The 19,409-nt window shown below is 64.6% G+C and carries 15 protein-coding genes; 9 read left to right on the top strand and 6 right to left on the bottom strand.

The genetic code is table 11. The features are described 5' to 3' along the window. Positions 1–9 precede the first annotated feature (9 nt). Together ACQY4Y_RS26555 and ACQY4Y_RS26550 are read right to left on the bottom strand one after the other, a co-directional pair. Positions 10–1,398, bottom strand: coding sequence for an ATP-binding protein (locus tag ACQY4Y_RS26555; RefSeq protein ID WP_428493558.1), 1,389 nt, complete (start codon positions 1,396–1,398; stop codon positions 10–12). A 90-nt stretch (positions 1,399–1,488) separates the two neighbouring features. After that, positions 1,489–2,163 carry a response regulator transcription factor gene (locus ACQY4Y_RS26550; protein WP_428493724.1) on the bottom strand — a complete coding sequence of 225 codons (675 nt, stop codon included), beginning with the start codon at positions 2,161–2,163 and terminating at the stop codon, positions 1,489–1,491. Between the two features lie 200 nt (positions 2,164–2,363). On the opposite strand from ACQY4Y_RS26550, the gene ACQY4Y_RS26545 reads away from it, so the two are divergent. Genes ACQY4Y_RS26545 through ACQY4Y_RS26535 form a run of 3 tightly spaced genes read left to right on the top strand, consistent with a single transcriptional unit; the run spans position 2,364 to position 7,833 of the window. Then, positions 2,364–3,671 carry a TolC family protein gene (locus tag ACQY4Y_RS26545; protein ID WP_428493557.1) on the top strand — a complete coding sequence of 436 codons (1,308 nt, stop codon included), beginning with the start codon at positions 2,364–2,366 and terminating at the stop codon, positions 3,669–3,671. Further along, positions 3,668–4,765: an efflux RND transporter periplasmic adaptor subunit gene (locus tag ACQY4Y_RS26540; protein ID WP_428493556.1), complete on the top strand. Its 1,098-nt coding sequence runs from the start codon at positions 3,668–3,670 to the stop codon at positions 4,763–4,765. The genes ACQY4Y_RS26545 and ACQY4Y_RS26540 overlap by 4 nt, the downstream gene beginning before the upstream one ends. Continuing rightward, positions 4,762–7,833, top strand: a complete 3,072-nt coding sequence (locus ACQY4Y_RS26535) for an efflux RND transporter permease subunit (protein WP_428493555.1) — start codon at positions 4,762–4,764, stop codon at positions 7,831–7,833. Before ACQY4Y_RS26540 ends, ACQY4Y_RS26535 begins: the two co-directional genes overlap by 4 nt. Here ACQY4Y_RS26535 and yghU read toward each other — a convergent pair. Then, positions 7,830–8,705 (bottom strand): glutathione-dependent disulfide-bond oxidoreductase, encoded by an 876-nt coding sequence (gene yghU, locus ACQY4Y_RS26530; protein WP_428493554.1) that lies wholly within the window; start codon positions 8,703–8,705, stop codon positions 7,830–7,832. The two genes, ACQY4Y_RS26535 and yghU, sit on opposite strands and share 4 nt — an antisense overlap. A 129-nt stretch (positions 8,706–8,834) precedes the next feature. Here yghU and ACQY4Y_RS26525 point away from each other — a divergent pair, with 129 nt between their 5' ends. From ACQY4Y_RS26525 to ACQY4Y_RS26510, 4 genes are all read left to right on the top strand, one after another. Next, positions 8,835–9,251 (top strand): GFA family protein, encoded by a 417-nt coding sequence (locus tag ACQY4Y_RS26525; RefSeq protein ID WP_428493553.1) that lies wholly within the window; start codon positions 8,835–8,837, stop codon positions 9,249–9,251. Between the two features lie 216 nt (positions 9,252–9,467). Beyond that, positions 9,468–10,883 carry a paraquat-inducible protein A gene (locus ACQY4Y_RS26520; RefSeq protein ID WP_428493552.1) on the top strand — a complete coding sequence of 472 codons (1,416 nt, stop codon included), beginning with the start codon at positions 9,468–9,470 and terminating at the stop codon, positions 10,881–10,883. Further along, positions 10,880–12,568: an intermembrane transport protein PqiB gene (locus ACQY4Y_RS26515; RefSeq protein ID WP_428493551.1), complete on the top strand. Its 1,689-nt coding sequence runs from the start codon at positions 10,880–10,882 to the stop codon at positions 12,566–12,568. Before ACQY4Y_RS26520 ends, ACQY4Y_RS26515 begins: the two co-directional genes overlap by 4 nt. Further along, positions 12,565–13,131, top strand: a complete 567-nt coding sequence (locus tag ACQY4Y_RS26510) for a PqiC family protein (protein ID WP_428493550.1) — start codon at positions 12,565–12,567, stop codon at positions 13,129–13,131. Before ACQY4Y_RS26515 ends, ACQY4Y_RS26510 begins: the two co-directional genes overlap by 4 nt. Before the next feature lie 120 nt (positions 13,132–13,251). On the opposite strand, the gene thiD is transcribed toward ACQY4Y_RS26510, so the two are convergent. From thiD to folP, 3 genes are read right to left on the bottom strand one after another with little or no spacing between them, the layout of a single operon-like run. Continuing rightward, on the bottom strand, positions 13,252–14,073 hold the full coding sequence (gene thiD / locus ACQY4Y_RS26505; protein WP_428493549.1) for a bifunctional hydroxymethylpyrimidine kinase/phosphomethylpyrimidine kinase: 822 nt from the start codon (positions 14,071–14,073) through the stop codon (positions 13,252–13,254). A 55-nt stretch (positions 14,074–14,128) separates the two neighbouring features. Next, positions 14,129–15,499: a phosphoglucosamine mutase gene (glmM, locus tag ACQY4Y_RS26500; RefSeq protein WP_428493548.1), complete on the bottom strand. Its 1,371-nt coding sequence runs from the start codon at positions 15,497–15,499 to the stop codon at positions 14,129–14,131. Between the two features lie 49 nt (positions 15,500–15,548). Further along, positions 15,549–16,454 (bottom strand): dihydropteroate synthase, encoded by a 906-nt coding sequence (gene folP, locus ACQY4Y_RS26495; RefSeq protein WP_428493547.1) that lies wholly within the window; start codon positions 16,452–16,454, stop codon positions 15,549–15,551. A gap of 462 nt (positions 16,455–16,916) precedes the next feature. Here folP and ACQY4Y_RS26490 point away from each other — a divergent pair, with 462 nt between their 5' ends. After that, positions 16,917–17,252: a hypothetical protein gene (locus tag ACQY4Y_RS26490; protein WP_428493546.1), complete on the top strand. Its 336-nt coding sequence runs from the start codon at positions 16,917–16,919 to the stop codon at positions 17,250–17,252. Positions 17,253–17,441: 189 nt separating this feature from the next. After that, positions 17,442–19,388, top strand: a complete 1,947-nt coding sequence (locus tag ACQY4Y_RS26485; protein WP_428493545.1) for a PrkA family serine protein kinase — start codon at positions 17,442–17,444, stop codon at positions 19,386–19,388. The last annotated feature ends 21 nt before the right edge of the window (positions 19,389–19,409 follow it).

Here is a 19,409-nt window from a genome sequence, read left to right as displayed (position 1 = left end):
AAGCTGCGATCATGCTCTGGCCTGGCTGGGAAAATGCAGTACACAACGCAGCCCCGGCTGGTTATCCCGCAGATCGAGTGACGCCACGTGCAGCACCACGATCGCGTTCACCAGGCTGAGGCCGAGTCCGTTGCCTGGTGTCGTGCGACTGCCCTCCAGACGGTAGAAACGCTGCAGCACCTGCTTGCGTGATCCAGCCGGGACGCCGGGACCGGTGTCGGCGACGATCGCCTCGATGCCATCCGGCTGGCGCTTGGCTTGCAGCAATATGCGCGCACCTGGCGGTGAATGCCCGATGGCATTCTCGACCAGGTTGGCAAACAGCAGCGTCAACAATTCTTCGTCGCCGTGCAAGCCCAAGTCCAGCTCGATGCTGCTCGACAGGGTCTGGCGCTTCTCCTCGGCGACCGGCTGATAGGCTTCCACCAGCGCAAGGAGCAATGCATCGAGCATGACGGACTTGAATCCGGCGCGGCGCGTCCCGGCCTCGATCTGGGCGATCCGCAACAAGGCCGCGAATGTTTCCAAGATGGCATCGACGTTGGTGATCGCGCCGTCCATCGCGGCGTGCAGCCCGTCCACGGTAGTTTCCCGCCGTCGCGCTAGTTCCAGTCTCTGACGCAGACGGGTCAACGGCGTGCGCAGATCGTGGGCGATGTCGCTCGACACCTGCTGCAGTCCAAGCATCAAATCCTGAATCCGGTCCAGCATGGCGTTGAGGCTGCTGCCGAGGTGGTCGAACTCGTCCTCCGTGCCGCGCAATGCCATACGCTGGGTCAGGTCGCCCGCCATGATCGCTCGGCTGGCGCGGCTGACCGCCTCCACCCGGCGCAACACGCCGAGGCTGACGACCAGACCCGCGGCCATCGCCAGCACGACTGTCATGCCGAGACCCAGCAGGAAGGTGCGCGTCACGACTTCGCGGAGCTCGCCTTGCTGGTGGTCGCTGACGCCGACGAAGAGATAGGCGCCATCGGCAACCATGATGCCACGTCCGCGGATACCGCCAAGCACGTGCCGGTCGGAGGCTTGATTGGCCGAAGCCAGGACTCGCAGTCCGGGCCTCGGCCGGATCGGCGTCATGTTGCCGGCGATGACCTGGCCGTCCGCCGCCTGCAGCAGATAGTCGATCCCGGGTGAATGAATGATCAGCCCGTCGACGACGCGTTTCAGCGCCGCGATCTGCTGGCCGCCGGCATCGGCCTGGACCTCGGCCAGTTCGTTGGCGACGGTCGCGTCCAACTGTTGGGCCATGAAACTGTTCACCGCCCATGCGATGACGCCGAACAGCAGCAGCCCGGACACGCCGAAGACCGCGACATAAAGGATGGTCAGCCGGAAGCTCGAGGTGCGCAGCGATCGAGGCCATCGCCAAGCTGATCGTCTGGTATCGCGCATCAGGGCAGCACGATACGGCGGATTTTTCGGCGTATCCGATTGACGCGCCAAATCGCGGAGGCCCCGCGGCTGGCGCCGCTCTGTGATTGGCTAGACCGGCGCACGGATGCAGTATCCGCTGCCGCGCACCGTGTTGATCAATTCGGTCCTGCCTTTATCGATCTTGCCACGCAGGCGGCTGATATGGCTCTCCACCAGGCTGGTGCGCGGATCGAAGTGGAAGCCCCAGACGTGTTCCAATAACATCGTTCGGGTCACCACCTGATCGGCGTGTTTCATCAGGTATTCCAGCAGTTCGTATTCCCGTGGTTGCAGGTCGATCGGCTGCCCGCCACGTCGGACCACCCGGGTCAGCAGGTCCATTTCCAGGTCAGCGACCCGCAACACCGTGTCCGGCGCGAGCCGGAGCGACCGTCGGCCGAGCGCACTCACCCGCGCCATTAGTTCGGCGAAGGCGAAGGGTTTGGTCAAGTAGTCGTCGCCACCGGCATTCAGGCCGCTGACGCGGTCATCCAGCCCGCCCATCGTGGTCAGGAACAGCACCGGTGTGGCGATGCCGCTGGCGCGCAGGGTTCGGACCAGGGCCAGCCCGTCCAGCCCCGGCAGCATGCGGTCGACGATCAGCAGGTCCCAGGTCTCGGAGGCGGCGCGCACCAGGGCGGCTCGGCCGTCCATCGAGACTTCCACGTCATGCCCTTCGCTCTGTAATCCTTCGACAACGTACTCGGCCGTCTCCGGATCGTCCTCGATCAACAGGATATGCACCGGTTTCGTTCCGCCAGGCGCGATGATGCTCCATTGGTGATCCCACAGCGCCTGGCAAGCGGTCGTCAACTTGTCGATTGCGAAGGTTGTGGAAAGGCGCCGCCAAAGTTGCCGCCCCTAGCGTGCCGGGCATGCGCTGTCGTCCCCGTCTTGTGTCCCGCTGCCTTGTGCCAGGCGCGGGCTGGTCGATCCCGGCCCTGATGACCGCGACCCTGGCGTTGGCGAGCTGCGCGTCACCGGCCGATCTGGCGCTACCGACCCGGCCGTTGCTGAGTGACAGCCTGCAGGGTCTGCGGCATGACGGAATCGCGCTGCCGGCTCGGCTGACTGTTTCCCAGGTCGCGGTTCTGGCGGTGCGCAACAACCCTGACCTGCGAGCGGTCAGGGCACAACATGGCGTGGCCCAGGCACAGGTCCTGCAGGCCGGCCTGCTGCCCAACCCCCAGCTCACCGGCTCCTACTTGCCAATTCTCGCCGGACCCGGCACGACGCCGGCCTGGACCGCCGGCATCACCGAGGACGTCCGCGCGCTGATCACGCTTTCCAGCACGCGCCGGGCGGCGCGGGCCGCGGCGAACCAGATCGATGCACAAATCCTCTGGCAGGAATGGCAAGTCATCGGCCAGGCGAGACTGCTTGCGGTCGATATCATCGAGGCCGACCGTATCGCGGCACTGCTGGCGCAAAACCGCGATCTGCTTGCCGCCCGCTACGACAAGTCGCGGCGGGCGGTCGCCGCTGGCAACGAGACGCTGACGGTCTCGGCGCCCGACCTCGCTGCGTTGGAGTCGATCACGACGTTGCTTAATGACCAGCAACGCCAGCAGCTTGACCGAAGGCACCAGTTGAACGCGCTGCTCGGTTTAGCGCCCGACGTCGTTGTGCCACTGGATCGAATACCCGACATTGCGCCATGGAACGCCGATGCGGTCGAGCGGACGCTGCCGACGCTGTCCGAGCGGCGGCCCGATCTGGTGGCGCTGCAACTCGGCTATCGCGCGCAAAAAGCCAAGCTGCGCAGCGCCGTTCTGTCGCGCTTCCCTAACCTGGCGCTGGGCGGGACCGGAGGCAGTGACAACACCAACGTTCGTACCCTCGGTCCGCAGATCAGCCTGGAGCTGCCGATCTTCAATCAGAACCAGGGCAATATCGCGATCGAGACCGCGACCCGCCAGCAACTGCACGATGAATATGCCGCGCGGCTGACGACGGCGGTCGGCCAGGTCCGCGCGATGATCGCCGAAATCGACCTGTTGAACCGCCAGCTTCACGACGTTCGCCACCAACTGGCGGGGGCGCGACGGATCGCGGCACAGGCCGAGGCGGCTTTCAACGCCGGCAACCTCGATGAGCGCGGCTATGTCGATCTGGTCGGCGCGCGGCTTACCAAGGAGCAGGAAATCGTGACAATCGAGCAGTCGCTGCTGGACCAGCAGGTGGCGATCGCCACGCTGATCGGGGCGGGTATGCCGGCGATTGCGCTGCCCCGGCAGGACGCGTCGCGATGATGCCTCGCCGGGGTGCGCTGGCTTTGCTGGCCGGCCTGATCGCGCTTCCAGCCTTGCTGGCCGGCTTTATTGCGCGGTCGGCATGGGCCGATGACCCGCCGAGCGTCGCGGTGCAGACCGAGAAGCCGCGAGAGGGTACTGTCCCCGATCTGCTGGTCGCCTATGGTTCGGCCCGACCGGCACTCGACGGCGGCATGACGTTGAGCTTCCAGCAGGACGGACGGGTGCTGGCGATCGCGGTGACGCCTGGCGAGGCGGTTCACCAAGGCGATAAGCTGCTTGAATTCGGCGCATCGGCCACCGCGATCTCGACGTATCAGCAGGCGGTGCACTCGCTTGCGGCGGCCCGCCAGCAGCGTAATCAGGCGGCGCAATTGCTGAAGCAGCAGCTGGCGACCCGGGACCAGCTTGCCCAGGCCGATAAGGCGGTGGCCGACGCTCAGGCCGCGCTCGATGCGCTGCGGCGGGAGGGCGCCGACCTGGCGTCGCGCACGCTCACGGCGCCGTTCGACGGCATCGTCGCGACCATACCGGTGGCGCCGGGGGATCGCGTGCCAGCGGGCGCGACGCTGATGACAATCACCCGGCTCGACGGTCTGGTGGTCACCGTCGGCATCAACCCGGGCGCGCGGTCGCGGGTTCGACCGGGACAGCCGGTGCATCTGACGCCGATGTCGGACGGGGCGCCGGTTGACGGCCGGATCGTCCGCCTCGACGGCACGCTCAATCCCAGGACCCGGATGCTCGATGCCGATGTCGCCGTTGCCCCCGGGTCGGTGATTGCCGGCACCGCCTACCGGGCGGACATTACGGTGGGCCAGTTCAACGGCTGGATCGTGCCGCACGATGCGCTGCTGACCGACGCCAAGGGTGAATACCTGTTCCAGGTCGATGGATCGAGCGCTTCGCGGGTCGACGTGAAGCTGGTGGGCACGGCGGGGAACAATGACGTCGTTCAGGGGACATTGGATCCGCGGCGCCCACTTGTGGTGCAGGGCAACTATCAGCTCTCCAACAAGATGGCGGTCCGCGTGAGCGGCCCGGGCGCAAACGGCCCGAGCGTAAGCGGCGGCGGCGCGAGCGGCGCGCAATGAATTTCGCCGCGTTCGTCGAGCGCCACGCCCGTTCGATCCTTCTCGTGGCGCTGGCCTTGACCGCGGCCGGCGTGGTGTCGGCGGTCTCGCTGCCGGTCGGGCTGTTCCCGCAGGTGTCGTTTCCACGGGTCATCGTCGATCTGAATGCCGGCAGCCGTCCGGCCGACCAGATGGCGTTGCTGGTCACCCGCCCGGTCGAGGAGGCGGTGCGTTCGGTGCCTGGCGTGCAGGATGTACGCTCCGCCAGTTCGCGCGGCTCGGCGCAAATCTCGATCGATTTCGGCTGGGGTCGGGACATGATCAGCAGCACGTTGCTGATCGACGCGGCGATCACGCAGATCCTGCCCGACCTGCCGCCCGGCACCGGCTACGACGTGCGGCGGATGGACCCGACGGTGTTCCCGATCGATTCCTATGCACTGATGTCGGATACGGTTTCGGGGATCGCGCTGCGCGATCTGGCGCAGTACCAGATCGTGCCGCTGCTGTCGGCGATCCCTGGCCTGGCGCGGGTCAACGTGCAGGGTGGCAACATCGCCGAGGTGGAGGTGCTGGCCGACCCGCACCGGCTCGAGGCTTACGGTCTGAGCATGACCGACCTGTCCGATGCGTTGGCCAAGGGTAACGTGCTGCAGGCGGTTGGCCGATTGCAGGACAACCACAAGCTTTACCTGGTGATGGCCGATCACAGCATCACCGCGACCGACAAGATCGGCGACGTGGTGGTGCGATCGGATGCCGCCGGGATCGTGCGCGTGCGCGATGTCGCCAATGTGCAGAATGGCGTCGTGCCGGAATGGATCCGCGTCGTGGAAGACGGCAAACCAGCGGTGCTGTTCAATGTCTATGAGCAGCCCAACGGCAACGCGGTGCAAATTGCCGCCGACGTGCGGGCCAAGCTGGCGCAATTCAAGCTGCCGCCTGGCGTGCGCATGGTGAACTGGTATGACCAGAGTGAGCTTGTCACCCAGTCGGCCGGCAGCGTGCGCGACGCGGTGCTGATCGGCCTGGTTCTCGCCGCCCTGGTGCTGTTGGGGTTCCTGCGCAGTTGGCGGGTGACGCTGGTCGCCGTGCTGGTGGTTCCGGCCACGCTGGCGGCCTCGATCCTGGTGCTGAGCCTGCTGGGCATGAGCTTCAACATCATGACGCTGGGCGGCATCGCCGCCGCCGTCGGGCTGCTGATCGACGACGTCATCGTGATGGTGGAGCACATCGCGCGCCGCGCCGGTGCGGCGGTCTCGGGCGGCGGCATTGCCGGGGCTGCGGCGGTGCTGCCCGCCGGGCGGGAGTTTCTGCGTCCGCTGACCGGGTCCAGCCTGGCGACGCTGATCGTGTTCGTCCCTTTGGGCTTCCTGAGCGGGGTCACCGGCGCGTTTTCTCAGGCGCTGTCGATCACCATGGCCGCGGCGCTGGCGATTTCCTACTTGATGACAGCGTTCGTGGTGCCGGTGCTGGCGCGCCATCTGGTCAACTTCGACCGCTGGCAGGATCCCGGCGCCGCCGGCAAAAGCTGGTTGGCGCGGGGCCACGGCTGGTTATTGGATAGGCTGTTCGCGCGGCCTTGGCTGTTCGCCGTCGCCCTGGTGCCGCTGCTGGCGATGGGCTGGTTTGCCTACAATGCGGTGCCGACCGGCTTCATGCCGAAGGTCGATGAGGGCGGCTTCATCATGGACTACTACACGCCGCCGGGAACCTCCTTGACCGAAACCAGCTGCGAGGTCGGTGAGATCGATGCCATGCTGCGCGCGATCCCGGAAGTGGCGACGTTCTCCCGCCGTCTTGGCACCGGCCTCGGTGCCGACCTTGGGGAAAGCTATCACGGCGATTACTTTGTCCGGTTGAAGCCGAACCATGCGCGGTCCACGCCGGCGGTGATGGCGGCGGTGCTGGCCGAGGTGCAGCAGAAGGTGCCGGGCGTGCAGATCGAACTGGCGCAATTAATGGAAGATCTGATCGGCGACCTGACCGCCGTTCCGCAGCCGATCGAGATCAAGCTATACGCATCCGACACCAGCGCGCTGATCCCGCAGGCGCAGAAGGTCGCCGCCGCGATCAGCAAGATCAACGGCGTCGTCGAGGTAAAGAGCGGCGTCAAGCTGGCCGGCGACGCGCTTAATCTGAAGATCGATCCGATCCGGGCAAGTATCGAGGGGGTCACGCCGGACGACGTGTCACGTGCGGTCTCGATCGCGTTGACCGGGTCGGTGGCGACCCAACTGCCGCAAGCCACCAAGACCGTCGGCGTGCGGGTGCGGTTGCCCGACGCGTTGCAGCTGCGGCAGACAGAATTGCAGGATCTGCCGATCCGGGCCACGGATGGGCACGTGTTTCCGCTTCACCGGGTGGCCACGATCACACCGGTGACCGGCCAGCCGGAAATCTCACGCGAAAACCTGCAGCCGATGATTGCGGTGACGGCGCGGATCGAAGGCCGCGGCATCGGCCAGGCGGTCGGCGACGTGCAGCGGGTGCTGGCTCAGCCGAACCTGCTGGCTGCCGGCGTGCGATACGAACTGGGCGGGTTGTATCAACAACAGCAGATCGACTTTGCCGGTCTGGCGCGCGTGTTCGCGGCGGCGCTGATCGCCGAATTCATTCTTTTGCTGTTTCTATATGAGAGGCTGTGGCTGCCGGTGATCATCATCGCCTGCTCGCTGCTGTCGACGACAGCCGTATTTACAGCGCTGTGGCTGACCGGGGTCGATCTGAACATCACCGCGCTGATGGGCATGACGATGATCATTGGTATCGGTACCGAAATGGCGATCTTCTATGTCTCGGAATACGCCGAGCTGGCACGGGAGATGGAGCCGCGGAAAGCGCTGCGCGAGGCGAGCCGCAACCGGCTGCGTCCGATTACCATGACCACGCTGGCCGCGATCCTGACCCTGATGCCGCTGGCGCTTGCGATCGGGCAGGGTTCGGCTATTCAGCAGCCGCTGGCGATCTCGATCATCGCTGGGCTGCTGCTGCAGTTTCCGCTCGTGCTTCTGGTGATGCCGCTGCTGATCGGCTTCACCATCAAGCGCTCAGCCCGAGTCGATCCAGCCGTAAAACGAGCCGTCTAACCCGCGAACTTGAGCCTGTCCTGAGTCTGGGTTTCGAAATCGCCGGCGTCATGGCGTTCGTGCAACTGACTCGAGAGCTCGCCGTTGATGCGGTTGACCATGCGGCCACGTTTGGCGGCCGGTCGATTGCCGATCGTATCGGCCCAGCGCTGCACGTTCTTGTAGTCCTCCACCTGGAGGAATTCGGCGGCCCCGTACAGCCAGCCCTTCACCAGTCCGCCATACCAAGGCCACACCGCGATGTCGGCGATGGTGTATTCGCCGCCCGCTAGATATTCGCTGTCGGCGAGACGCTTGTCGAGCACATCGAGCTGGCGCTTCGCCTCCATGGCAAACCGATCGATCGCATATTCGATCTTGGTCGGGGCATAGGCGAAGAAGTGGCCGAAGCCGCCGCCGAGATACGGCGCGCTGCCCATCTGCCAGAACAGCCACGACAGGCATTCGGCGCGGGCAGCGGCCTCGGTGGGCAGGAACGCGGCGAACTTTTCGGCGAGGTACATCAGGATCGCACCGGTTTCGAACACCCGGATCGGCTTCGGGCCGCCGCGGTCGAGCAGCGCGGGTATCTTGGAGTTCGGGTTGATCGCCACGAAGCCGCTGCCGAACTGGTCGCCGTCGCCGATGCGGATCAGCCAGGCGTCATATTCCGCGCCGCGGTGGCCGAGCGCCAAAAGCTCCTCGAGCATGACCGTGACCTTCACGCCGTTCGGTGTGCCCAGCGAGTAAAGCTGCAGCGGATGGCGCCCCACCGGCAGGTCCTTGTCGTGCGTGGACCCCGAGATCGGCCGGTTGATATTGGCGAACCGCCCGCCGTTTTCCTTGTTCCATTCCCACACCTTTGGCGGTGTATAATCGGACGAACCCGTCATGTTCAAAGCTCCTGAATTCGCCGGGACGCTATAAATTACCCAGGCGACTGGCAAGCTGGCATGCACCAGGGTAGTGCCTTAGTTTGAAATCCCAACGCGATCTCGCTTCAGAAAACGGAGGGTTTTCCAATGGCTGACGCCCGATGCAGTTGCGGCGCTCTCAAACTAACGCTTGCAGAACCATCAAAGTTGGTTGTCGCCTGTCATTGTCTTGACTGCCAACGGACAACCGGCGCGCCATTTGGTGTAGGCGCCTTTTATCCGGTCGACGCCGTCACCATTTCTGGAACTGCCAAAGAGTACACTCGCGATGCAACTGGCGGCGGGAAGGTCCACACCTACTTTTGCCCAAACTGCGGGTCAACGATCTATTGGAAGGCTGACAACCTACCCTCGCTGATCGGCGTTGCGGTTGGCGCTCTATCGGACCCAAAATACCCGGCCCCGGTCAGATCGGTTTTTGAGCAGTCAAAACATAATTGGGTTCAAATTGAGGGCGCCGTCGAACACTTCCAACAAAGCAGTGTGGCAAAGAATTCAAACTGAGACGCCATCTGCTTCATCGTGTCGCTGCATCCGCCGCGACAGCTCGGTCGTCCGACGCCCCAGCGACGTCGCGGCAGCTTGGGCTTCGCCGCGGGGCCACGTCGGTTACCGAGCTGCGGATTTCAGCGCCGTCATGGCGAAAGTCACTTTTTTCCAGACTGTTCCGTGCTACTTTATCGCGATGGGCTTGCCGCTTCGTCTTCAGACCACCGCCTGATGAGCATCTCGTCACCCGTTGCCACCTCGTCACCCGCTGCCCTGGCGCCCGCCGGATCGATAAGTCCAGATTCAGCGTTCCCAGGACGGTTGTCCGCCGTCACCGCACCCCGGTTGTGTGAGTGCCACGATTGCGGACAGATGCAGGTGCTGCCGACGATGCCAGCCGGTGCGCGGGCGGTCTGTGAGCGTTGCGACGCGGTGCTGCGCCACACCAGGCGCAACCCGCTTGCACTGCCGCTGGCGCTGAACATCAGTGCGCTGATCCTGTTTCTGCTGGGCGCCACCCTGACCTTGATCGCGGTCAGCACCGCCGGTCAGGAGCGCATCGCCGGACTGGTCAGCGGGCCGCAGGAGATGGAGCAGTACGGCCTGTGGGAGATTTCACTGGTCGTTTTGATCACCACCGTCGCCGCGCCGCTTGCCCGGGTGCTGTGCATGCTGGCGGTGCTGGGCGGCTTGCGCCTGAGCCGGCCGCCGGCGGAACTGCGAGAGATCTATGCCTGGGTGCAGCGCCTGCGGCCGTGGTCGATGGTGGAAATCTATCTGCTGGGCCTGTTCGTCGCCTATGTCCGTCTCAGCGGCATGACCACAGTCAATCTCGGCCCGGCGATCTATGCGCTGGCCGGCCTGATGGTGATCATGGTGCTGGCCGATCACATGCTCGACGGTCAGGCGGTGTGGGAGGCGATGGAGCCGCCCAATCGGCGGCGGCGGCGGGCCCTGGATGTCAATCCACCGACGTCGGAACGTCCCGGTCGCAATGTGGTTCGCTGGCGCATCGGCTGCGACACCTGCGGCCTGGTCAGCCGCGCCGCGCCTGGCATGCGATGCACGCGCTGCGGGTTCCGGCTGCGGATCCGCAAGCCGAACTCGATCGCGCGCACCTGGGCGTTCGCCATAGCAGCGATGATGCTTTACATTCCTGCGAACACCTACCCTGTGCTCACCGTTGTCCGGCTCGGTGCCGGCCAACCCAGCACGATCCTGGGCGGCGTGCGGGAGCTGTTGGAGCTTGGGATGTGGCCGCTGGCTGCGCTGGTATTCTTCGCCAGCGTGGCGGTTCCGGTGCTGAAACTGATCGGGCTGATCATCCTGCTGGTCTCGACCCACCTTGGCAGCAGTTGGGCGATGCGCGATCGCACCTTGCTCTACCGGGTCGTCGATGCCATCGGGCGTTGGTCGATGATCGACATCTTCATGGAATCGATCCTGGTCGGGGTGGTGCAGTTCGGCAAGCTCGCCAGCGTTTACCCAGGTCCCGGGGCGATCGCCTTCGCCGCGGTTGTGATCCTGACCATGTTGGCGGCGCACAGCTTCGATCCAAGGCTGATGTGGGATCGTGCTCGCGAAACAGCCGACGCGGCGCGGATCCCGACACCGCTGATGGATTCGGGCCAGGCGGAAACCGCGTGAGCGAGAGGCATCCCACGGCGGTCGTGCGGTCGCCGATCGACCACAAGAGGCGGCTGCCGCTGATCTGGGCGATCCCGGTGGTGACGCTGATCATCGGGGCTTGGCTTGCCTGGTCGACGCTGTCGCAGCGCGGCCCGCTGATCACCGTCACGTTTGAGACCGCCGAGGGGTTGCAGGCCGACCAGTCGCACGTCCGCCACAAGGACGTCGATATGGGCGTGGTGCAGAAAATCGGGCTCACTCCGGACCTCAAGCGGGTGCAGGTGACGATCCGGATGAACCGGGAAGCTGAACCGCTACTGACCGATGGCGCGCAGTTCTGGGTCGTGCGTCCGCGGTTCTTCGCCGGCGCGATCAGTGGGCTACAGACGCTGTTCTCGGGATCCTACATCGATCTGTTGCCGGCGCAGGGCGGCGGCCAGCCCAAACGCGACTTCGTCGGCCTGGAAAATCCACCCGTGCTGCAATCGGACGTGCCGGGCCGCACCTTCCTGCTGCGGGCCAAGCGAATCGGATCGCTCAACCTGGGTTCGCCGATCCTGTTCCGCGATCTGGAAGTGGGGGAGGTGCTCGGCTGGGACGTCGGCGAGATGGCCCGCAACATCACGGTGCATATTTTCGTGCGCGCGCCCTTTGACAAATATGTCGATGACAACACGCGGTTCTGGAACGCATCCGGCGCCAAGGTGGCGCTTGGCGCGAACGGACTGCAGGTCAAGCTGCAATCGCTGCGCGCCGTGGTGCTTGGCGCACTTGCCTTCGACACGCCGGACGACCCCAAGACCGCCGGTGAGAGCGCGGCTGAGCATTCGTTCCCGCTGTATGAGGATGAGGATGCGGCCGATTCCTCGACCTACAAGCGCACCTTGCCGTTCATCGCCAATTTCGAAAGCTCGGTTTCCGGCCTGGGGGCGGGGTCGCCGGTCACCTTGCACGGCCTGAAGATCGGTGAAGTGTCCAGCCTGTCGCTGATGTATGACCGCGCGTCGGACACGGTCGTGGCTCCGGTGCATTTCACCGTGGAGCCGGAGCGCATCGCGATGCTGGAATTGCCGACCGGTGGGGACCTCGACAAGAAGATGCAGGCGCTGGTCAATCAGGGACTGCGGGTGAAGCTGGAATCGAGCAACATCCTGACCGGGTCGAAGCAATTGTCGATGGACGTGTATCCCGATGCCGGCCCGGGCACGCTGGGCAAGCAGGGCGATGCCTATGTCATCCCGATCGAGGGCGGCAGCGCCGATGACGTCGCCACGGCGGCGACCAATTTGGTCAATCGGCTGAACTCCATTCCGTTCGAATCGATCGGGCAGAACCTCGATCACACGCTTGCCGGGGTGAATGCGCTGGTGAACGACAAGCAGCTGGCCGAGACGGTCGGCGAACTGCGATCGACCCTGGCCGGCGCGCAGCAGTTGATCGGCAACCTCAATCATGGGCTGAAGCCGGCGATGCAGCGCCTGCCGTCGATCGCCAACGGCTTAGACAGCACGGTGCAGCGCACCGACAAGCTGCTGGCATCGTTGCAGTCCGGGTATGGCACCGATTCCCGCTTCAACCGCGATGTCGGCCGAACCATGGACCAGTTATCCGACGCCGCCCGCTCGATCCGGGTGCTGGCCGATCTGCTGGCCCGCCATCCGGAGGCGTTGATCCGTGGTCGCACCGACCAAGGGGTTCAATGACTGATCGGATGACGCTGTCCAGGCGATCCGCCCTGCTGGCACTGGCCGCGTTGCCAGCAGCCTGTTCTTCGCCCAATCCAGAATTGTATGTGCTGGCAGCGATCCCGGGGCCGACTCATGCCGGTGCGCCGCGGGTCATTGCCTTGCGCGCGATCGCCGTCGCGCACTATCTGGAACGCTCGCAAATCGTGCGCTCGTCCGAGGGCTACCGGATCGAGGTGCTGTCCAACCAATGGTGGGGCGAGCCGCTCGACGCGATGCTGAGCCGGATCCTGGTTCAGGAGCTGAACCAGCGGCTGCCGGGCAGCAATGTTTACGGTGACAGCGGTGCGATTTCCACGCCGGCCGCGGCAAGGGTGGAGATCAATCTGCTGCGGTTCGACCTGGATCGCGACGGCAACCTCCTGCTGGCGGCGCAGATCGCGGTGGACGGCAAGGGCATCAGATCGCGCGGGGTCAGGTTCACGGCACGGCCTCAGGATGCCACGACCCGCGCCCTGGTGGCCGCGATGAGCACGGCGACGGCTGAATTGGCGGATGCCATCGCCGGGATGCTGGCGTGATTCCAGCGGCGGAAGGTCCCGGGCCACGACGCCTCTCGGGGTTTGCGTTTACGACGACCCAAAGCGCCGGCACCCCGCCAGCGAAGCGCGCGCTTGCTCGGCCGACTCGGCGATTTGGGATCAGCCCCCCGACCCGGGCCAGGACGCCGGCATCGCCACGGTCACCGCATGATCCAGCGGACCATGCCCACCTCCGAACCCGGGTGCGGAGCTGATGGCGGCCCGGACATAAAGTCGCGCGCGAACGATTGCATCGCGCAGCGACAGACCTTGCGCTAGCCCGGCCGCCACGGCTGAGGCCGTCGTGCAACCAGTGCCGTGGGTATGGCGCGTGTCTATCCGGGATGCGGAGAACGCCTCGATACCGTCCGTGGTCGCCAGCAGATCGACCACCGTGTCGGTGGGCAGATGGCCGCCCTTCAACAGCACGGCCGGCACGCCGGTTGCCAGCAATACGGAGGCGGCGGCGCGCATCTCGGTCTCGGTCCGGATGGTCAGACCGGTCAGCGCCTCGGCTTCCGGCAGGTTCGGGGTGATCAGCGTCGCGAGCGGCAATAGTCGCCGGCGCAGGGTGTCCACCGCCTGAGCCGCCAACAGGGCATGTCCGCCCTTTGCCACCATGACCGGGTCGAGCACCACCGGTATCGCCGCGGCCAGATCGCGCAACGCGGCGGAGACTACCTCGATCGTGGCAACGTCGCCCAGCATGCCGATCTTGATGACGTCGGCGCCGATGTCCCCGAGAACCACGTCGATCTGCTGGTGGATGAAATCGGGCGGCACTGGGATAACGCCGTGCACGCCGAGCGTGTTTTGCGCGGTCAGCGCGGTGACTGCTGTCGCGGCAAACCCTCCGAGCGCGGTTATGGTCTTGATATCGGCCTGAAGCCCCGCTCCGCCGCCCGAGTCGGAGCCGGCGATGACCAGCACCCGGCCGCGCATCAGCGGGCGGTTCCGGTCGGCCCTGGGGTGGTGCTCTCGAGGCTCGGGGCCATTGCTAAACCGCGGCTTGCCTGATCCGGGCGACGTCGGCGATCATTTCGCACAGCCAGTCCACCACCTCGGCGACGATGAAACTGTCTTCGCCCTCGGCCATTACCCGCACCAGCGGTTCGGTGCCGCTTTCGCGGATCAGCACGCGTCCGGTGCCGTGCAGGCGGGCCTCGGCGTCGCGGATCGCTGCCTGCACGCGGTCTTCGCGCAACGGCGACACACCGGCGAAGCGCACGTTCTTCAGGCGCTGCGGCAGCCGCCGGAACACCTGCAACAGTTCCGACGCCGGCCGATCCTGCTGCACGAGAACCGCCAGCACCTGGAGCGCGGCGAGCAGCCCGTCCCCGGTGGTGGCGAAATCGGACAGGATAAGGTGGCCGGATTGCTCGCCCCCGACGTTGATCCCGCTGGTGCGCATATGCTCCGCGACATAGCGATCGCCCACCTTTGTGCGGTGCAGGCGCAGTCCAAGTTGGCCGAGATGGCGCTCCAACCCCAGATTGGACATGACGGTGGCGACGATCCCGCCGCCGCGCAGTGTCCCGGCTTGGTGCCACGACCGAGCGATCAATGCCAGGATTTGGTCGCCATCGACCACCTCTCCGGTTTCGTCGGCGATGATCACCCGGTCGGCGTCGCCGTCGAGCGCGATGCCCAGATGCGCGCCATGCTCGACCACCTTGGCGCAGAGGAATTCGGGCACCGTCGAGCCGCAGGCCTGGTTGATGTTGAAGCCATCCGGGGCAACGCCGACGGGAATAACCGTCGCACCCAGCTCCCACAACACGGTGGGCGCCACCTTGTAGGCGGCACCGTTGGCGCAATCGACGACGATGCGCAAGCCGTCGAGGCGAGATCCCCGGGGGAAGCTGCCCTTGGCTGCCTCGATATAGCGCCCGGCCGCGTCATCCAGCCGGGCGGCGCGGCCGAGCCGGTCGGAGTCGGCCAGACGGTCGGCGAAGCCGCTGTCCATCAGAGCCTCGATCTCGAGCTCTTTTTCATCCGACAGTTTGGTGCCATCGGGGCCGAACAGCTTGATGCCGTTATCCTCGTAGGGATTGTGCGAGGCGGAGATCATCACCCCGAGATCGGCGCGCAACGACCGGGTCAGCATCGCCACCGCTGGCGTCGGCAACGGGCCCAGCAAGGTGACGTCCATACCGGCGCCGATAAATCCGGCGGTCAGCGCGGGCTCGATCATGTAGCCGGACAGCCTGGTGTCCTTGCCGATGACGACGCGGTGGCGATGTTCGCCGCGGGTGAACAGCAAACCGGCGGCCTGACCGAGTCGCAAGGCGATGCCGGCGGTCATCGGGTCGGTATTCGCCTTGCCCCTGATGCCATCGGTGCCGAACAGGCGTCTCGTTTTGCTCATGCGCTGTTTGTCGCTCTCTGCCGCACTTCCGATCGTCTCACCGCAAGGTCTAATCGAATGGCGGGCGTTGGGGAAGCGGAACTGTGCCTGAGGCAAACAGCGTCTGCCAGATGCGAACGGCCTGAACCGTCTCTCTGACATCATGGACACGCAGGATCGAGGCGCCGCGCAGCACCGCGTAAAGCCCGGCGGCGAGCGATCCGCCGAGTCGCTGGTCGGGCTCCGACTGGCCTGCGACGGTGGCGATGAAGCTCTTGCGCGAGACCCCGACCACGATCGGGTAGCCAAGGCGGCCGAGGTCCGGCAGCCCGCGCAACACCGCCAGCGAGTGTGGCGCCCGCTTGGCGAAACCGACTCCTGGGTCGATGGCGATCTGGTCGCGGAGAATTCCAGCACGAAGCGCCGCCTCGATCCGCGTCGAAAGTTCCGCGCGCACCTCAGCCGCGACATCGGCATAAACTGCTTCGGCATCCATCGTCGCGGGTTTGCCGCGCATGTGCATGAGCACGACCGGACAGCCCGCTTCGGCGACGACGCCGGCCGATGACGGATCATGCGCCAGCGCCGACACATCGTTGACGATGCTGGCACCGGCGCTGAGCGCGGCCCGCATGGTGGCGGCGTTCCTGGTATCGACCGAAACGCGAAGGCCCGCCGCCGCTAGGGCTTCGATAATCGGCAGCACGCGATCCTGCTCCCGTTCGGGCGACGCCGGTGCGGCGCCGGGACGGGTACTTTCACCGCCGACGTCGATGATGTCGGCGCCATCGGCGGACATCCGCAAGCCGGCGGCGATGGCGTCGCGCGGTTTGGCATGGCGCCCGCCGTCGGCGAAGCTGTCCCGGGTGGCGTTGACGATGGCCATGACGAGCGGTCGATCGAGACCGAGGCCGGCCCAGCATCGGCGCGGTGCTGGCGGGCGCGTCTGATGGCCGTCGCCCGGCGTAGCGCTCATGGGCGTAGCGCTCATGACGGACTGGCAGGAGTTGAAACCATGAATCCGAGTCGCCGCCGCAAACCACCCAACGGTGCGATCGGCGCTTTTCCTGGTGGATTAAATATATTGTGACTCAAGAGTTTACACCAAATAAGTCAATGATCGGGTGAACTTGGTTCGCGCGCTGTCGCGGCACGTGCCCTCGGTTTCGGCAATGGCTGCACAGCGACGGATCATACGAAGAATTTCGGCCACGCGGTGGATCGAGTGGTGTAGCCTCTTCGACCGGCAAGGATGGATGGAACGAAAACGATACACGTTAAGGGAATGTTAAGAATATCCGTGTATTCCTGGTGCCTTGGTGTCCTCGACTCGGGCGGACCGGCGGCTAGGACAGGCAGTTGATGCACTTGACAGCCATGACGCGGCGCTTGCCCAGGCTGCTTGCTGGGCGCTGTTATAACGCAATTGGTTTGCGTTATGCCTGACCGCAACCACGTATCGTCCAAGCTGTCTTCGAAGGCCTCGCCGAATTGGGCCGAAGCGCTTTTTCACAGTGCCGTTGTGAATTCTCTTGAAATGCCGAACGGCGGGTTTCACTATTCCGTGATTGGCGGAAATGTCTCGGGTTTGCTGGCTTGCGGAGCGGTCGTCCGCCGGCCGTACGATAAAGTTGCCGCCTTGGGTCGCAAGATTATCGCGCCCGATCCTGACGCGGTGCGGTTGTTTCCGCGTGGTCATGGACTGCCGGCGATGAACGACGCCTCAACACATTATGTGTCGGCCGCTACTTCGAGCCGGCGGAAGAAAGAGTAATGCGAATGACTGCGGCTTTTCTCAGGGAATGTAAGTCACCGTCGCACTTGCGGATCTCGGCATGATCCGAATCGGTGAAAACATTCCCGCGACATCTTCCCTATGCGCTACGGTTGCACCCATCTTGCATGACATGTTTCATGCAGACGCGACTGATCGTGGCACCACCCTTAACCAAGGAGCGGCCGCATGAATACGGTCGATGACATCTTCACCGCCTATGCAAGGACATTCGAGGCTCATCGCGAAGCCGAGATGTCGCTGGCGGACTACCTCGACGCTTGCAAGCAGGACCCGCTTGTCTATTCGACCGCGACCGAACGCCTGCTGGCGGCGATCGGCGAGCCCGAGATGGTGGATACCTCGAAGGATCCGAGGCTCGGCCGCATCTTCATGAATCGTACGATCCGCGCCTATCCGGCGTTCAGCGAATTCTACGGGATGGAAGAAACCATCGAGCGCATCGTCGGGTTCCTGCGCCACGCCGCCCAGGGTCTCGAGGAACGCAAGCAGATCATGTACCTGCTGGGCCCGGTTGGCGGCGGCAAGTCGTCGCTGGCGGAACGCCTGAAGGCGTTGATGGAGACCTACCCGATCTACGTGCTGAAGGCCGGCGACGACCTCAGCCCGGTGTTCGAGAGCCCGCTTGGGCTGTTCAACCCGGAGCGGATGGGTCCGATGCTGGAGGACCGCTACGGCATCCCGGTGCGCCGGCTGACCGGACTGATGAGCCCGTGGTGCATCAAGCGGCTGGACGAGTTCAACGGCGACATCTCGAAATTCCGGGTGCAGAAGCTGGTCCCGTCGCGGTTGCGCCAGGTCGGCATCGCCAAGACCGAGCCGGGTGATGAGAACAACCAGGACATATCGTCGCTGGTCGGCAAGGTCGATATCCGCAAGCTGGAGATGCACGCGCAGAACGATCCCGACGCCTACAGCTACTCGGGCGGCTTGAATCGGGCCAACCAGGGGATGCTCGAATTCGTCGAGATGTTCAAGGCGCCGATCAAGATGCTGCACCCGTTGCTGACCGCGACGCAGGAAGGCAACTACATCGGCACCGAAAACATCGGCGCGATCCCGTTCCAGGGCATCATCATGGCGCACTCCAACGAATCGGAGTGGCAGTCGTTCAAGAACAACAAGAACAACGAAGCCTTTATCGACCGGATCTATGTCATCAAGGTACCGTATTGCCTGCGGGTCACCGAGGAACAGAAGATCTACGACAAGCTGGTGTCACGCTCGGAACTGGGGGATGCCCCGTGCGCCCCGGCGACGCTGGAAATGCTGGCCCGGTTCTCGGTGCTGTCGCGGCTCAAGCGGCACGAGAACTCCACGCTGTATGCCAAGATGCGGGTGTATGATGGCGAAAGCCTGAAAGAGACCGATCCGCGCGCGCGCTCCTTGCAGGAATACAAGGATACCGCGGGTGTCGAGGAAGGCATGGACGGCGCCTCGACGCGCTTCGCGTTCAAGGTGCTGGCCGCGACGTTCAACCACGACACCACCGAGATCGCCGCCGATCCGGTTCACCTGATGTATGTGCTGGAACAGTCGATCCGGCGCGACCAGATGCCGCAGGAGACCGAAAAGCGTTACCTGGAGTTTATCAAGGGCGAGCTGGCACCGCGCTATGCCGAGTTCATCGGCAATGAAATCCAGAAAGCCTACCTGGAATCCTACCACGATTATGGACAGAACCTGTTCGACCGCTACGTGTCCTATGCCGACGCCTGGATCGAGGACATCGACTTCAAGGACGCCGACACCGGCCAGCTATTGAACCGCGAACTGCTGAATCAGGAGTTGACCAAGGTCGAGAAACCGGCCGGAATCGCCAATCCCAAGGATTTCCGCAACGAGGTGGTGAAATTCAGCCTGCGGGCTCGGGCGAACAACAACGGGAAGAACCCGTCCTGGACCAGCTACGAGAAGATCCGCGACGTCATCGAGCGTCGGATGTTCAGCCAGGTCGAGGAGTTGCTGCCGGTGATCAGCTTTGGATCGAAGAAGGACAGTGACACCGAAAAGAAACACACCGAGTTTGTCGAACGCATGACCGCCCGCGGCTACACCGAAAGGCAGGTCAGGCGACTCGTTGAGTGGTATATGCGCGTGAAGCAGGCGGGCTAGCCATGCCCGCCGAACCCGGAA

This window comes from Rhodopila sp., assembly GCF_965277165.1.
Classification (GTDB): domain Bacteria; phylum Pseudomonadota; class Alphaproteobacteria; order Acetobacterales; family Acetobacteraceae; genus Rhodopila.
The sequence above is the reverse complement of the archived record's forward strand: the minus strand, read 5'-3'. Positions and strand labels throughout refer to the sequence as shown.